At 37.4% G+C, this 17,427-nt stretch carries 13 protein-coding genes; all 13 read left to right on the forward strand.

Annotated elements, in window-relative coordinates; translation table 11 throughout:
* Window positions 1-5 precede the first annotated feature (5 nt).
* Window positions 6-3,518, forward strand: coding sequence for a type VI secretion system membrane subunit TssM (tssM, locus tag L656_RS0105860; protein WP_024598487.1), 3,513 nt, complete (start codon window positions 6-8; stop codon window positions 3,516-3,518).
* Complete coding sequence (gene tagF / locus L656_RS0105865) at window positions 3,500-4,228, forward strand: type VI secretion system-associated protein TagF (RefSeq protein WP_024598488.1); 729 nt, start codon at window positions 3,500-3,502, stop codon at window positions 4,226-4,228. Before tssM ends, tagF begins: the two co-directional genes overlap by 19 nt.
* A complete protein-coding gene (locus L656_RS0105870; protein ID WP_024598489.1) occupies window positions 4,221-5,018 on the forward strand; it encodes a PP2C family protein-serine/threonine phosphatase in 798 nt (265 codons plus the stop codon). The genes tagF and L656_RS0105870 overlap by 8 nt, the downstream gene beginning before the upstream one ends.
* A 220-nt stretch (window positions 5,019-5,238) precedes the next feature.
* Entirely contained in the window at window positions 5,239-6,354 is a 1,116-nt protein-coding gene (gene tssA / locus L656_RS0105875; protein ID WP_024598490.1) for a type VI secretion system protein TssA, read from the forward strand.
* Window positions 6,355-6,370: 16 nt separating this feature from the next.
* Complete coding sequence (gene tssB, locus L656_RS0105880) at window positions 6,371-6,874, forward strand: type VI secretion system contractile sheath small subunit (RefSeq protein WP_024598491.1); 504 nt, start codon at window positions 6,371-6,373, stop codon at window positions 6,872-6,874.
* A complete protein-coding gene (tssC, locus tag L656_RS0105885; protein WP_024598492.1) occupies window positions 6,871-8,361 on the forward strand; it encodes a type VI secretion system contractile sheath large subunit in 1,491 nt (496 codons plus the stop codon). Before tssB ends, tssC (L656_RS0105885) begins: the two co-directional genes overlap by 4 nt.
* A 36-nt stretch (window positions 8,362-8,397) precedes the next feature.
* Entirely contained in the window at window positions 8,398-9,924 is a 1,527-nt protein-coding gene (tssC, locus tag L656_RS0105890) for a type VI secretion system contractile sheath large subunit (protein WP_024598493.1), read from the forward strand.
* Between the two features lie 2 nt (window positions 9,925-9,926).
* A complete protein-coding gene (locus L656_RS0105895) occupies window positions 9,927-10,694 on the forward strand; it encodes a type VI secretion system accessory protein TagJ (protein ID WP_024598494.1) in 768 nt (255 codons plus the stop codon).
* A gap of 17 nt (window positions 10,695-10,711) precedes the next feature.
* Window positions 10,712-11,197, forward strand: coding sequence for a type VI secretion system baseplate subunit TssE (gene tssE, locus L656_RS0105900; protein WP_024594570.1), 486 nt, complete (start codon window positions 10,712-10,714; stop codon window positions 11,195-11,197).
* Window positions 11,194-13,020 carry a type VI secretion system baseplate subunit TssF gene (gene tssF / locus L656_RS0105905; RefSeq protein ID WP_024598495.1) on the forward strand — a complete coding sequence of 609 codons (1,827 nt, stop codon included), beginning with the start codon at window positions 11,194-11,196 and terminating at the stop codon, window positions 13,018-13,020. The genes tssE and tssF overlap by 4 nt, the downstream gene beginning before the upstream one ends.
* A complete protein-coding gene (gene tssG / locus L656_RS0105910; protein ID WP_024598496.1) occupies window positions 13,017-14,006 on the forward strand; it encodes a type VI secretion system baseplate subunit TssG in 990 nt (329 codons plus the stop codon). Before tssF ends, tssG begins: the two co-directional genes overlap by 4 nt.
* 22 nt (window positions 14,007-14,028) lie before the next feature.
* Complete coding sequence (gene tssH / locus L656_RS0105915) at window positions 14,029-16,632, forward strand: type VI secretion system ATPase TssH (RefSeq protein WP_024598497.1); 2,604 nt, start codon at window positions 14,029-14,031, stop codon at window positions 16,630-16,632.
* Between the two features lie 250 nt (window positions 16,633-16,882).
* Entirely contained in the window at window positions 16,883-17,362 is a 480-nt protein-coding gene (locus L656_RS0105920) for an Hcp family type VI secretion system effector (RefSeq protein ID WP_024594574.1), read from the forward strand.
* Window positions 17,363-17,427 lie beyond the last annotated feature (65 nt).

A 17,427-nucleotide genomic window follows, 5' to 3' on the forward strand; every position in this document is an offset into this window, starting at 1 on the left:
CTGAAATGAGTTTTTCACAAAAAATAAAAAAAGTGACCTACGCACTTACATCTCGTACGGCAATGCTAGTTATTGGCTTTTTGGCCTTATCATTACTAATTTGGTTTGGCGGCCCATTAATAGCGATAGCTGACTATGTACCACTACAAAGTATTGCAGCAAGACTGTTTACTATTATATTGGTTTTATTGGTTTTTTCTGTGTCTAAAATTTATCGTCTTATGCAACAAAGCAAACGAGACGAAAAAATGGCTGATGAGTTAATTGATAGTAATAGCGATACAAATAGCTCTGAAGTAAATGAAGAAATTACCACGCTTAAAACGCGAATGAACGAAGCTATCGATCTTTTAAAAGATGTAAAGCTGTTCAAAGGTAAAAACATTTACCAGCTGCCTTGGTACATAATGATAGGACCGCCAGGGGCTGGCAAAACTACCGTTATTCATAACTCAGGGCTTGATTACCCACTAAAGGATAAGCTGGGTGTTGATTTAGTTCATGGTGTTGGCGGTACGCGTAATTGTGATTGGTGGTTTACCAATAAAGCTGTTTTAATTGACACTGCAGGGCGCTACACAACGCAAAGCAGCCACGCAAAGCATGATTCACGTGCATGGGAAGGCTTTTTAGGATTACTTCGTAAGTACCGTCCTCTTAGGCCGATTAATGGTGTAATGATCAGTATGGGTATTTCTGAGCTTATGAGCCAGACCAAAACTGAGAGAAACCTACATGCTCGCGCTATTAAACAGCGATTACAAGAGCTACAAAGCCAATTAGGCATGACTTTTCCTGTTTACGTTATTTTTTCTAAAGTTGATTTAATAGAAGGCTTTAGAGAGTTTTTTGGCGAATTAACTGAAGAAGAATGTGAGCAGGTCTGGGGCGTAACCTTTGAACTTGATTTAGATAAAGACACGCAAGTAGATGCATTTAATAAAGAATTTCACACATTAATTTCTAAATTAACCGAGATGTTAAATCGTAGATTAATTAATGAAAGAAACGAAGAAATTCGCGCTAAAATATTCGAATTCCCAAGGCAGCTTCGTGTGCTACAAGGTGTAGGAGATGCTTTTTTAAAAGAAATATTCACTCCTAATGCATACGAAGAACTACCAATGTTTCGTGGTGTTTATCTTACAAGTGCAACGCAAGAAGGTACGCCATCAAGCTTTTTAAACGAAGCAAACGCAGGCGAATCTGGATACATTAACCAATCTAAAAGCTTTTTTATAAAGAATGTATTAGAAGGTGTAATTTTTCCAGAGCAAAACTTAGCAAGCACTAACAAACATCATGACAAACAAAATAAATGGCTTCGTGTTGGTAGCATATCGCTTGCATGCATAGCTTTATTTGGTTTTTCAACATCGTGGTACTTTAGTTTTGCTTGGAATAGTAACTTAATTTCAGAGACTGAGGATGCGATTGCAACGTACCAAGAGCTTGATACCGCCTCATTTGATCGTAATAACTTATTGGTATTAAACGACAGATTAAAAGCTCTTAGAAACTTACCTGCAAGCAACCCTGAACTTGTTAATACACAAGAGTCTAAATCAATTGGGTTTAACAAACTAAATGAAATAAAAATGGCTTCTACACAAGCCTACGACCGTTCATTGCAAACGTATTTAGAACCGTTTATTGCAAGTACCTTAATTAAAGAAATGGAAGCTCATCCTGAGCACTTGAGTTATTTATACGAAACACTGAAGTGTTACCTCATGTTGTTTCAGCCTGAATACTTTGAAGGCGAAGATATAACGGTATGGTTTAACGCGTATTTAGAACGTAATTTACCAGGCGATAAAAATATGCAAACCAGAGTAGAGCTGATGGAGCATGTTGCTACATTACTTGAAAACGGTGTTAGCCAAATTGAAATTGATAATCAAGCAGTGCGTGTTGCACGAGCTGAGCTAACTAAGCTACCAATTGCTGAGCGAGCATACCAACGACTTCAAGCCGACTTCTTAGATAGCAGTATCCCGCCATTTAGGCTTACAGATATTATTAGTTTCGAAAGTGCGCAAAAATTTACTTTTAGAAATGACGGTGAGCTTACGCGAAGTATTCCTGGCTTATATACATTTAATGGTTTCCACGGCATTTTTAATGTTGAGAAAAGTAAAATGCTTGGTAATTTAATGGCAAGTAGCTGGGTGTATGGTGAAGAGGCCACGGGTACCTACGATATTTCTAAAGATGAAATAGAGAAAAAGCTAGAGCAGCGATATTTTCAAGATTATATCTATTATTGGCAATCATTTATTGATGATTTGAGCCTTAATCAATATAGCTCTCCTGCTGAGGGGGTTAATATCACTGATGCTCTAGCGGGTTCTGAAGCTCCTATTAAAAATATTATCACTGCTGTTCAAAAAAATGTGCAGCTAACTAAATTACCAGTATCTGATAATCAAAAGGCTGCAGGTAAAGTGGCAGCAAATGCTGCTGAAATTGCTATGCAAACAAAGGCTAATCGTATCAAACGATTTTTACCTGACGAAGCCCCTAAATTTGATATTAAATTACCGGGTCATCAAGTTGAAGAAGCCTTTGAAGATGTAATAAAAATTGATGCCCAACAATTAGATAATATTCAGAAAAACCTGAGAGAGTTAAACGTTTACTTAACCAAACTTGATAGAGGCGATCAGTTAAAGTCGTCAATTAAAGATCAAATTAGCGGTAAAAGTAAGCCAAGCTTTATTCGTCAACTTGAGTTCCAAAGCCGAGACTTACCTTATCCGTTTAATAGTTGGTTGTTAGATATCAGTCGTGATACTAGCAATATAACTAAAAATAGTGCCAACAGACACTTAAACGAGATGTGGAAAAGTAAGGTGTTACGCGAATATAACGCTGCAATTGTTGGCCGTTATCCGTTCTCTCCATACGCAGATAAAGAAGTGAATATGAAAGATTTCACTCGATTTTTCGGCCCAGGTGGAACAATTGATAGCTTTTTCACAAACTATATTGCGCCTAGTGTAGATATGAGCTCAACGCCATGGAAATTTGAAAAAGATATAGGCATTAGCCGAGATACATTAGCGATGTTTGAGCTTGCTAATCAAATTCAAACTGTCTTTTTTGATGGCGGTAGTGCAACACCAAGAATTGAGTTTGGTTTAAGGACTGTAGAATTAGATCAATCAGTATCAAAGTTCAGGGTCGAAATTGATGGGCAATCTATGTCATATCGTCATGGGCCAATCAAAATAACTAACTTTGTATGGCCAGGATCAACAGGGCAAAGTAATACTCGGATTGAATTTACTCCTCCAAGTGGTGGTCGCCCCATTAATACAACTTACCAAGGTGAATGGTCGCTATACCGTATGTTAGACGAGTTAAGTGCTAAAAGAGCAAAAACACGTGAAGACTTAGAGTTACATTTTTCACTCATGGGGAACAATGCGAAAGTCGAGTTATTGCCTAAATCAATCAGGCATCCATTTTGGAACAAAAGTGTAGAGAAGTTTTCATGTCCGACCCGATTATAAATATTGGTTATCTTGGCAAAGTGCCTAGTTTAGGTGACTTTGTACAAGATAACGTATCGAAAGAGTTTTCAGAGCATTGGGAGCAATGGCTACAAGCTGCTATTGCAGTGAGTAAAGAGCAACTAGGTGAAGTATGGCAAGATAACTACTTAACCGGACCAGTATGGCACTTTGCATTATCGCCAAATATTGTTGGTGACAAAGGGGTTATGGGCACGTTGTTTCCGAGTATGGATGCCGTGGGACGACATTACCCTTTTACAGTTGCAAGCACATTAGAGCAAGCACCGATTGAAGTTTTAAACTCAGGAGTGTTCTCTTTAGAGTATGAAGATACTGTATTAAAAGTTCTAGATAGTTCCGTTGATTTGTTTTCTTGGCGTAAAGAGGTTGCTAAGTCTTTAAGTGCTATATCTGGAGTTAAAAAGCAGGTTAGCTTTTTAAATTCAGCAGATAAAAATAAAAGTGCAGAAGCATTTGAGTTTTCAGGTGATGAGTTATCGAATGAAGTTCTTCAAGATGCAATGCATGCTCTTTTATTAAAAAGACATGGCGATTACAGTGTTTGGTGGACGCATGGCTCTTGCAACATAAAACCAATGGTACTTATAACTCCTGGCTTGCCTGCGGTAAATCAAGTTGCGGCAATGTTAGATGGAAGGTGGAAACACTGGGAATGGAATTTTACACAGGTAAGAAATAGTGATTAGCAAGTTTAGTACAAGTTATGCAATTACCCATCGTGGTGCTGTCAGGCAGCTTAACGAGGATGCGCATGTAGAAATAAACAGCCATAACTTATGGGTTGTCGCAGATGGGATGGGTGGTCACGAGGCTGGTGAAGTTGCCAGCCAACTTGTTGTAGATGTATTAAGAGCAAAAATTGAAGAGCTTCCACTTGAAAAACTAGAAGTATCATACATAGTTGAAGCCATTGAAGATGCTAATAGGCAATTAAACGAATACAGTGCCCAATATCTAGGTAGTAAAACCGCGGGCAGTACAGTTACCGCATTATTTTTAAAAAATAATAAGTACTATGTTTTGTGGGTTGGCGATAGCAGAGCTTACATGCTGCGAGATGGTCAACTTAGGCAAATATCAAGAGATCACAGCCAAGTAAATGATTTAATCGATGAAGGGATTATCTCAGTAGAAGAAGCTAAGACGCATCCATTATCAAATGTAATCACAAGGGCTGTAGGTGTAACCGAAGAAGTAAAAGTGGACGTTATTCAAAATGAAGTGAAAACAGGCGATATATTTTTACTTTGTTCAGATGGGCTCACCGGCGAATTGTCAGATGAAGACATATGTTTGTCATTAGAGCCAAGTAGTATTATTGATTCAGGAATGGCGTTAATGCACTCATCATTAGTGAGAGGTGCAAGAGACAACGTAACGTGTATTTTAATAAAGTACGATGAAAGTTATGCTGGCAATAATTCAGAAACATTCAACATTCAAGATGAAGCTACAATTCCATTGTTTTCAAGGTAGCTCTATTTTAAAATGAAATTGTTTTAGTTTACTTTATTTGAGTTTTTACTTTAATTACATTTATTAATTTAAAGTATATTAATATTCTAATTGTTTATGTAAAAGCAATAATTAAGGTTTAAACTCAATTGTAACTAGGCTTGTAATTTATTATAAAGAATGTAATATAAAATCCGCTCAGCTTTATTAGAGTTTTATGGATAATTATTAGGACGACGGAATGTTTTTATTTGAAGAGTATATTTCCCCTATTTCAGACACCGAGATTGCAGGTATTGATCCCCGTTCTGATGTTTCTCCTACGTCGACTTATTACGCCTTAAAAGATTTAAGAAACCAGCTTCGTGCCGCAGAAAGAAATGCGTTGGTTGATGAAGAAGGTATTTCTTCATTAGCAAGAGATTGGCTTCCTTTATTAGAACAATGCAGTAAAGCAATTAAAAACGAAAGCAAAGATATTGAATATTTAGCTTGGTTTATAGAAGGCCTTTGCCGTATTCACGGTTTTAAAGGCTTAGCTTTTGGTTTTAAGGTTGCTCATAATCTGCTCGATAGTTATTTTGATAAGCTGTATCCGTCATTAGATGACGATGATGAGTTATCCGATAAAATTTCAGCTTTAGTTGGTCTTAATGGCTCTGCTGGTGAAGGTACTTTAATAATTCCTATTAAAAGCATCTACTTGACAGACAGTTCCAGTATGGAATCGTACTCTTTTTGGGAGTATCAACAAGGCTACGACATTTCTCGTTTAAGTGATGAAAAAAGAGAGAAAAAGCTTAATCTAGGCGCGGTTGACTATGAACTCATAGAAAGAAGTGCATCAGAAACCAGTACTGAATTTTTTGTGACTTTGAAGCATGATATCGAAAGTGCTATTGAACAGTTTGCTTTATTAAGCGAAGTTATGGATAGAGTGACAGGTCAACCTCAGCCAACGTCTAACATAAAGCAAGCGTTAGAAGTTAGCCTTGGAGCTGTTGAACATGTTGCGGCTGATAAACTTGAAGCTGCAGAAAAAGCTAAAGCAGCTCTCAATGCGGTACAAGAAGTTGTTCACAGTGATGACGAAGAAGGTCAAACTACTGTAAATCAAACTGTAAAAGCTAATAACGAAATTAACTCAAGAGAAAGTGCGATAGATAAACTCAAAGAAATTGCATCTTTTTTTAGAAAAACAGAACCACACTCGCCTATGTCTTACACCATAGAGCAAGTAATTCGATGGAGCGAGTTGTCGCTACCTGAATTGTTAAATGAATTAATTACAGATAGTGATGCTAGGACTGGGTACTTTAAGTTGTCTGGCATTAAAATCAGCGAAACTGAAACATAAGTAAAAGGAGTTCTCTATGAGTATCCATGATAAATTAAAACGAGTTCGTAAGCCTCGCGTACACATCACTTATGATGTGGAAACTGAAGGCACTGCAGTAAAAAAAGAATTACCATTTGTTGTTGGTGTTATGGGCGACTTCTCTGGTGATAACACTGAAGCATTAAAACCACTTAAAGATAGACGATTTGTGCAAATAGATCGTGAAAACTTTAATGACGTTTTAAAGCGTATGAGCCCTTCACTAAAATTATTAGTTGATAATACGCTTAATGATGATGGTTCTGAATTTGAAGTAAAACTTAACTTTAAATCGATTGACGATTTTGAGCCAGCAGCTGTTGTGAATCAAGTTGAACCATTACGTAAATTAATGGAAACACGCAACAAGTTACGCGATTTAATGACTAAGATTGATCGCTCAGAAGAATTAGAAAACGTACTTGAAGAAGTATTAAGCAATACAGCAAGCTTAGACTCTATCGCAAAAGAACTAAAAATAGAGGAGACTGAAAAATGAGTACAGAGCAACTAAGTACTGAATTAGAGTCTACTTCAGAAGCAACGTCTTCACTTTTAGAGCAAGCAATTGGCGCAACTAAACAAACAGATGCAAGCCGTGCAGAAGAGTTACTTAAAACACTGACAGAAGAAGCCTTAAAAGGGACTGTTCAGTGGAACAAAAACATGACAGTGACGTTTAATGAAGCGATTCAATTAATCGACCAAAAAATATCTAAACAGCTAAGTGTAGTTATGCATAGCGAAGAGTTTCAAAAGTTAGAAGGCTCTTGGCGAGGTTTGCACCATTTAGTGATGAATTCTGAGACAAGTGCTACACTTAAAATTCGTATGCTAAATATGAAGAAAAAAGAACTTCATAAAGACTTAAGTAAAGCTGTTGAATTTGATCAAAGTCAAACATTTAAGAAAATCTATGAATCTGAATTTGGTACTCCAGGTGGCGAACCTTACGGTACTATCGTAGGTGACTTTGAGTTTACTAATCATCCTGAAGACGTTGAAACATTAAGCCTAATGTCTAATGTTGCAGCAGCTGGTTTCTGTCCGTTTATTGCAGCTTCATCTCCTTCATTATTTGGTTTTGATAATTGGGAAGAGCTAACTAAACCTCGCGATTTAGAAAAAGTATTTGAATCTCTAGAATACACAAAATGGCGCTCGTTTAGAGACAGTGATGATTCACGCTTTGTATCACTAACAATGCCTCGTTTCCTATCTCGTCTGCCTTATGGCGCAGCTTCAAAACCAGTTGAAGAATTTAACTACGAAGAGTTTGAAGTAGAGCCAAAAGATGGCCGTTCATTAAGCACTGATAACAGCGACTATTGCTGGAGTAATGCTGCATATGCTATGGCTACTAATATGACTAAAGCATTCGCTCAGTATGGTTTTTGTACTGCAATACGTGGTGCTGAAGGTGGCGGTAAAGTAGAAGGTCTTCCTACGCATATTTTCACTAGCGATGATGGCGATCCAGATCTTAAATGTCCGACTGAAATTGGCATTACAGACCGACGTGAAGCAGAACTAAGCAAGTTAGGTTTCTTACCTCTTTGTCATTACAAAAATACAGATTATGCAGTATTTTTTGGTGGCCAAAGCTGTCAAAAACCACAAATTTACTCTACTCCTGATGCAACAGCAAATGCGGCAATATCGGCTCGCTTACCTTACTTGATGGCTACTTCTCGTTTTGCTCATTACTTAAAAGTAATGGCGCGCGACAAAATTGGTAGCTTTATGGAAGCGGAAGATGTTGAATCTTGGTTAAACCGTTGGATCTTATCGTACGTAAATGCGACTGAGGGTGGTGGTCAAGATATCAGAGCGCGTTATCCTCTAGCTGATGCAAAAGTATCGGTTAAGGAAATTCCAGGTCAGCCAGGTGCATACAATGCAGTTGCATGGTTACGACCTTGGCTACAAATGGAAGAGCTTACTTCTTCTTTACGTCTTGTAGCTAAAATTCCAGAGATCGGTTAATAAACTGATCTTTAGCGTTAAGGATAATGCAGTAGAATGAATCACGAAGAGTTTTCATTTATAAATCAAGACTTCGCTTTTGTACAAAAAGCGCAGTCTAGAATAAGTGATAATGAGGCTTTACTCGATAGGTTTTTAAACGAAAAAAACCTAGATAAAGCCTTGTTGTTATGGCTTGAAGGCTCTTCAGATTCACCTATATCTTGGACTAAAGAATCACTTGGTCCTTATTTACAGCGCGTAATTGTTGAACTTGATCAACTCATTTCAGAACAATTAAACCTCATAATTCATAATGATAGATTTCAAAAGCTAGAAGCCAGTTGGCGTAATCTTTGGTGGCTGATACTTCAAAGCGAACAATACGACAAAGAAAATAAAGTAAAAATAAAAGTATTGAACTGCGATTGGGCAACACTCTCTAAAGATGTAAACAAAGCTATTGATTTTGACCAAAGCCTATTTTTTCAACTACTTTATCAAAGTGAGTTTGATAGCGCAGGTGGCGAGCCATTTGGTGTAGTAGTAGGTGATTATGAAATTAGTAACATGTGCTCAGCAGGCACAATTTATAATGACATAGACACAATAAAAGAAATATCTAGAACCGCTGCCGCTGCTTTCTCTCCATTTATTTGCTCAGCTTCTCCTAACTTATTTGGTGCAGACAACTTTTCTGATTTAGGCTATTACGCAGACTTATTTAACCAGTTTGAACAACCCGAATACGCTAAATGGCAAAGCTTTCGAGCGATGGAAGAATCTCGTTTTATTGGGCTTACGCTTCCTCATGTATTAGTTAGACCGCCATATAGCAATGATGGAAAACGTCATCAAGATTTTTACTTTAAAGAACAAATTAAAGACCCTGAAAGCGATATGCTTTGGGGCAATGCCGCATATCAATTTGTATCTACCTTAATAAGAGCATATTGCGATAGTGGCTGGTTTGGTCACATTCGTGGTATTGAGCCGGGTAAAATTTCAAAGGGGCTGGTTACAGGGCTGGCGAGAGACAGTTTTGCAAACGACACCTATCAAAAAGAAGCAAAGCCACCACTAAACTTGTTAGTGACAAGTAAGTTTGAAAAGCAATTTTCTGAACTTGGCTTTATTCCAACATCGTCAGTGACTAATACAGAACACATTGTTTTTTATAGTAATGCATCGGTTCAAAAAACCAAAAACTATGAATCAAGTGCCGCTAATATTAATGCGCGCTTATCTTCAATGCTGCAATATATTTTGTGTGTATCTCGTTTTGCTCACTATTTAAAGCTACTAGCTCGAGACCGTGTCGGCTCTTATAACACGGCACAAGCTTGTGAGCGAGACCTACAAGCGTGGATAAATAATTATACAACGGCTTCAGACTCCTCCTCCGAGCATATAAGAAGTAAGTACCCGTTAAGTAATGCCAGAATAAAAGTCAGTGAAAATAAAGCCAATCCAGGGCATTACTTTTCTGTTTTACAATTACAGCCACATTTTCAATTAGATCAGATGATCTCCAGTATTAAATTAATTACAGAGCTCAGTCCTCATCATAAAATAAAGGAATAGTCATGAAAAAAATACATAGCTTAATTCGCGAGGGGAAACTTACTGATGCATTATCTTGTTGTGCTACAGAGCTTCAAGATGAGCCATTAAACTTTGATATCAGAAGTATTTACGCCGAATTACTTTGCATAAATGGTGAACTTGAAAAAGCCGATAAACAGCTAGATTTCATGGTACAAAAAAATCCAGAATTTGCAGTAGGTGCAGTAAATTTAAGGCACTTAATTCGTGCTCAGCAATCTCGTGTAGATTTTTATCAAGGTAAAGGCATTCCTAAGTTATTTCATGATGCGAATGAGTTAGACACACTATTTTTGAAAATGCATGTTGCTCTGTTAGAAGGCTCAACTGACGAAGCAGCTCAGTTAGCTCAAGAGATGGAGTCTTTAAGAGTTAGCACAGACGAGGCATCAACAAGAGATCTCGATGATTGCTTAAGCCCGTACCTAGAGGTTTTAGGTACTAATGGTGAGTTTTATCTAGCAAACTTTAACGAAATTGAATCGTTAAAAATGGAGCCAGTAGAATCTTTATTAGAAAGTATTTGGTTACGTGTTGAAATTACAATTAAAGATGGTCCGTCAGGTACAGCTCATTTACCACTTGTTTATATTAACTCTGAATCGGAGCTTGAAAAGCTAGGTCAAGTGTCTGACTGGGTTGAGTTAAAAGATGAATTTATTATAGGTAAGGGCATGAAAATGCTGTTTGTTGATGATGAGGCTATCACCATCCCAAATTTAAAAATAAGCTCACTTGAAACAGCATAATTTAAGCTTAAGCAACCATGATAGAGCATAAACAACAGCTTCAAGCATCCATTATAGATAGGCTCATTGACGATGAGCCCGACTTCCAGGATGCACCATCACGTACCGAAGGCATCACTATTAGTGAGCTTAGAAAAAACGTGCGCAGAGATATAGAAGCTTTGCTAAATGCTCGAATTCAATGGCATACATGGCCAACTCAATACACCGAGCTGGCTACTTCATGTTTGTCTTATGGTTTACCTGACTTTTCGAGTATGTCTGTAAGCTCTCACGAAGGGCGCGCATTACTGTGCGAAACCGTCAGAAATACAATTTTAAAATTTGAGCCACGGTTTCTTGAAGTTGAAGTGTTCACTGACGAAGAAGTACCTTTAAATAGAGTATTAAATTTAAGAATAAATGCGCTTTTATACGCCGATCCTGAGCCAGAATTTATTAGTTTTGATTCAGAAGTAGAGCCCGTGAACTTGGGTATGAAGATTATTGAGGCATCATTATGAACGATGAGTTATTGAAGTATTACAATCGTGAATTAGCATTTGTGCGTCATCTAGGTAAAGACTTTGCTGAAAAATATCCAAAAGTTGCAGGGCGTTTAAAGTTAAGTGAAGATCATATTGAAGACCCTCATGTCTCAAGATTAATAGAATCTTTTGCATTTTTAACTGCCAATATAAGGCAAAAGCTCGACGATAGTTTCCCGGAGTTAACGGATGCTTTGCTAGGGCAAATGCTACCAGATTACCAAGCGCCAATTCCATCAATGTCAGTTGTTAAGCTCGAAGCTGAGAACTTATCTACGGCAGGTGTGGTTATACCAAAGGCAAGTGAAGTAGAAACTAACGTTGACTCAATGAAGCAATGTAAATTTCAAACGTGTTATGAAACCTACCTTTGGCCTGTCGAAATAACAAATGTGCAATTTGATAATAGCCCATTTGTAGCGCCTAAGCCTCGCTGGCAAGAAAAAGCAAAATCTATTTTCAAAATAGAATTAACAGGTGAGTATAAAGGGGTTTCGCTTGCAGAAACTGGCCTTGAAAAATTACGAATTTTTATAAATGGCCAATGGCATCATACACTTAAAGTTTACGAACTACTGTTCAAACATAGTATTGGTATTGCTATAGACAATGGCGATGAAGGTATTCGATATCTGTCAAAAAGCCAATTAAAAGCAGTGGGCTTTGATTCTAACGAAGCAGTGGTCCCTTATTCGCAGCGCTCATCTGCCGGATATCGTTTGCTCGTCGAAAACTTTACTTTTCCTGAGAAGTTTAGGTTTTTTGAGCTTGAAGGCATTCTTTCATCACTCCCTAAGCAATCTAATAAATGTAGTATTTATATTTACCTAGATACTGAATCTGCTGAGCTTGAAAAGCAAGTAGATAAAGATATGTTCTTATTAGGCTGTACACCAATAATAAACTTATTTGAACAAGAGCTTGAGCCAATACGACCTGAGATCAGTGAATATGAATATCAGTTAACACCACGTTATATGGACTCGGAAATATCAGAAGTAATTGGTATATCGGAAGTTATTGCATTTGACCATAAGGGCAATAAACAAATTGTTTCGCCTTTTTATGGTCAAACACATCCTAAATATCATGGACATGATGATTTGTTTTGGCATATTCGTCGAGAAACTGCCTCTTGGGCTGGCGGTTATGTAGAGTCAGGTACCGAAACATTTTTATCGTTAGTTGATGCTACTTTTGAAAACAGTGCTATGGAATATGGTGACGGAAACTCTGTACTTACTGTGCGCGCAAATTGTAGTAATCGTAACCTACCGGCAAGCATGCCATTTGGTGATGATGAACTTGGTTTATTAATGCCTGAGCGCGGCGATGTAATTAAAAAAATTAGATGTTTAACGCCATTTACTCATGCAGTGAGACCTATATTAGCTGATGCAACACGGTGGCAGTTAGTTAATCATTTAACGCTTGATACCTTTAGTGGTGAAGACGCATGTAATAAGCTTAAGGAAGTTTTGCGTTTATACGATTTTAGAGCATCACCACAAACTAAAGGCATGATAGATAATATTTATAGAGTGGTAATAGAGCCCTCAACTGCCCGTGTGATTCAAAAAGGTAAAGTAAGCTTTGCAACAGGCAGCGAAATTGAAATTACATTTGCTAACGATGACTTTTCTGGCAGCGGGATGTTTTTCTTTGCATCAATACTTGATCACTTTTTTGCTCAATTTGCAGCAATAAATAGCTACACACGTTTAAGCTTAAGGCTTAAAGAGCAAGAACAAATTTATTTTCAATGGCCTGCAAGAGTGGGTGACAGTCCATTATTATGATTAAGCAAATAATCTCACAAGCTTCTCAAATTGATTTTTATAAAGCTGTTTTCATAATTGAAAATCAGCTCAAAAAGCGCGGCTTAGATTATCGACATGTCGGTTACGACAGTAATCCAAAGCAAGAGTTGATTAAGTTTACAGCTACCCAAAAGTTTGGCTATCCAGGTAATGCAATTACCAAATTAGAAGAAATAGGTTTCGAAGACGGTATGCATAAAGTAAATATGCAGGTTTCTTTTATGGGGCTAACGGGTTGTTCAGGCGCTTTACCCCAGTTTTATAGCGAACTCGTGATGCAGCGTTTGCGCTATAAAGATACAACCATGCGTGACTTTTACGACATGTTTAATCATCGTTTAATCTCACTGTATTACCGTGCTTGGAAAAAATATAAACCATCGCTTAATCACGTAAATAAAGATAGAAACAGAGATCCTTATACACAAATACTGGGTCTATTAAGTGGTGGTTACAACGAACACCAACTGCATTTTTCGGGTTTATATAGCCGTAAAATTAGAAATGCATTTGATTTAAAAAATGTACTTTCGTCATACTTAGGCTGTGAAGTATCAATTAAACAAATGGTTGGCCAATGGCACGAGCTAAAAGAGCAAGAACAAACCCGTTTAGCAAGCCAAACATTATATGAAGGCCAGCACGCCCGTTTAGGCGTTGATACCATGATTGGAAATAAAGTATGGGACGTATCTTCTAATATCGAAATTCACATAAAATCAGATGATCCAGATAAAGCAAAACAACTTTTGCCCAAAGGTCCGCTTTTCGAAATCGCGAATAAAATAACAAAAGACTATGTTGGAAATGCCATTAACTTTCGCTTAGTCATTGAGTCAAATTTTCAAAATTTAGGTGCCGCTAAACTTTCAAAAAATGAGTGTCAGTTAGGTGCCAATAGCTTCTTATCTGTACAAGATAACAAATTAAAATCTAACCCTACTAAGTTATCGTTTAAGGGATAATTAAAATTAAAAGGAAAAAAGTATGTCTTCGATGACACTGAATAAACTAGTTGAAAAACTGAGTCCTGATTGCAGAAAAAGCCTAGAAGGTGCTGTTGCTATATGTAATAGCCGCAGTCATTTCACGGTTGAACTTGAGCATTGGCTACTTTCAATGATTGAGCAGCAACTAGATGACGTTAGACTGATTTTTGGCTCATTCGATATAGATATTGATAAAGTTCAGCAGGATTTAAATCAATCATTAGAGTCGTTTAAAACGGGTAGTGAGTCATCTCCTAGTTTGTCAGTGCATGTAACCAGTCTCCTCAAGCAATCATGGTTAAGTACTAGTATTGAGTTTACAGATAATCAAATTCGTAGTGCATATGTTATTTATACCCTTACCAAAGACGATACATTATCCAGCTTAGTAACACGTTGTAGTAAGTTATTTAATAAAATAGAACCAGGTCAATTGCTTCATGCATGGCCTGAAATCGTTGCGCAATCTCAAGAGCGTAACTATTCAGTACAAAATGCGTCGACTCAGGCAAATGCTGGCTCTAAAACCCCAAGCTTAGATCAATTCACTGTTGATTTAACTGCCCAAGCACTCGCTGGAAAAATCGACCCTATTCTTGGTCGTGACTTCGAAATTCGCCAAATGGTTGACATTTTAACAAGGCGTCGTCAAAACAACCCAATTTTAACTGGTGAAGCAGGTGTAGGTAAAACAGCAGTTGTTGAAGGGCTCGCGTTAAGAATTGCTCAAAAAGATGTACCGGCTGTATTACAAAATGTAAAAATTCACAGTTTAGATTTAGCACTACTACAAGCTGGTGCGGGTATGAAAGGTGAATTCGAAAATCGCCTCAAATCGCTTATCAACGAAGTAAAAAATGCGGTAAATCCGGTTGTTTTGTTTATTGATGAAGCACATACCATGATTGGTAGCGGTGGTGCAGCGGGTCAAAATGATGCGGCAAACCTATTAAAGCCCGCTTTAGCACGTGGCGAATTACGCACAATAGCGGCGACTACTTGGGCTGAATACAAAAAGTTTTTTGAGAAAGACGCTGCATTAACGCGCCGATTCCAAGTTGTAAAAGTTGAAGAGCCAACGCCCGAAAAAGCCGTAGCTATGTTACGTGGCTTAGTGCCGGTAATGGAAAAGCATCACAAGGTGTTTATCTCTGAGCAAGCACTTGAAGGCGCAGTGCATTTATCTCATCGTTATATTACGGCTAGACAATTGCCAGACAAAGCTGTGGCGCTATTAGATACAGCTTGTGCACGTGTTGCAATGAGCCAAGCATCTACTCCAAATACTATTGAGCAGCTTGTAAATCGCTTAAGCGAAATAGAAACACAAGTAAAAATGCTTAATAGAGAACAAAAAACAGGTTTAGATCACGCAGAGCAGTTAGACACTTTAAAAGCAGAGCTTATTACAATTGAAGAGCAATTAGAGCCTTTAAAAGCGCAATTTAAAACTGAAAAAGAAATAGTCGCTGAGCTTAATCAAGCGTTAGAGCTTATTAACTCACAAGATGAAGAGTCATCTCAAGAAGTACTCAATAAGCTTAGAGCTAGTAAAGAAAAACTAGCCGCTTTTGAACATAATATGGTGCATTGGCAAGTCAACGAGGAGCTAATTGCACAAGTTATTTCAGATTGGACGGGTATTCCTGTTGGTAAAATGCATGAAGATGAAATTCATGGGATTTTAAATTTAGCCACACAAATGAAGCAACGCGTTGTAGGGCAAGACCATTCTCTTGATTTAATAGCTAAAGTTGTTCAAACATCGCGTGCTCAGCTAGCAGATGAAAGCCGCCCTAATGGTATATTTATGTTAGCTGGGCCGAGCGGTGTAGGTAAAACCGAAACAGCTCTATCACTTGCTCAAGAAGTATATGGCAGTGAAGACAACGTTACCGTAATTAATATGTCTGAGTTCAAAGAAGAACATAAAGTGTCTTTATTACTTGGCTCACCCCCAGGATACGTAGGTTACGGTGAAGGTGGCATATTAACCGAAGCGGTAAGAAGAAAACCATACAGTGTTGTACTTTTAGATGAGATGGAAAAAGCACACCCTGGCGTGCAAGATATTTTCTATCAAGTGTTTGATAAAGGTACAATTAAAGACGGTGAAGGCCGCGATATCGATTTTAAGAATACAATTATAATTATGACCTCAAACGTGGGTACAGACACCACAATGAGTTTATTTGAAGACGAAGAAAGTAAACCGAGTATTAAGGGTTTATTAAAGGCATTACAAGATGATTTACTCGCGTCATTTAAACCTGCGTTTTTAGGGCGTATTAATGTAATACCTTATATACCGTTAAGTGATGATATTCTTACTGAAATTGCAGCTATTCAAATAAACAAAATAATTAAACGAGTTAAAAAACACTACAATGCAGAGCTAACTTATAATAATGATGTAATTGAGTATATTATTGCTAATTGTCAAAATGCAGGCTCAGGCGCACGTAATATTCACACTATACTGCAAAACAGAGTGCTGCCATTATTGTCTGAAGTTTTACTTTCTAGCATGATTGAAGACAAAGAAATTAATAGTATATCGTTATTAATAAAAGATAATGAATTTGAACTAGAGCTGAATTAAAGATTAATTAAAGTTAATTTGAAATAACTTGTTATTAAGGTTGTTTCTTTAGTTTGAGGGCATTATAATTTTGGTGCCTGATATCACTACATGGAATTTTTGAGACATTGTCTTCATCTAAGGAAAGGAATCAGAAGGCCTTTTCATTGCTGTATTAAAGATAATGGTTTCAAAGGAATTTTGGTATAAGCCAAAGTAAAGAATCCAGTATTAATGGATAACATTGTTTAATAAAAAGGAGCATTATCGAATGCAAGCAAATACATATTTAAAATACGGTTCAATCAAAGGCGAAACTACTGCTGAGTCTTTCAAAGATTTAATTACAGTTTTATCTCTTGATTGGAATGTAAGTCGTGAAATTAGCTCAGCTACTGGTACAGCGATGGACCGTGAGTCAAGCTCTACTCGTTTAGGCGATGTAACAATCACTAAACTTCAAGATAAAGCATCTCCGGATCTTTTCAAAGAAGCGACAATCGGTAAAGGTTTACCAGCTGTTTTCCATATCACTAAACAAGGTGATAAAGTTGAAGAAATCATGAAAATCGAACTTACAGATGCAATGATTTCTAGCTACTCAGTATCAGTACAAAACGATCGTCCGATCGAAACAATCACTATCAGCTACACAGAAATGATGATGACTGTTACTCCAACAGACGACAAAAATAACATTACTGCTCCACTTGTATACGGTTACAGCGGTGTTAAAGGTCAACAAATGTAATATTTGTTACCTTCATAATGGCTCTGGGCATTGCTCAGAGCTTTTTTTGATCTTTAGGACGGGAA

The sequence above is a fragment of the Pseudoalteromonas sp. TAE56 genome (assembly GCF_000497955.1).
Lineage (GTDB): Bacteria > Pseudomonadota > Gammaproteobacteria > Enterobacterales > Alteromonadaceae > Pseudoalteromonas.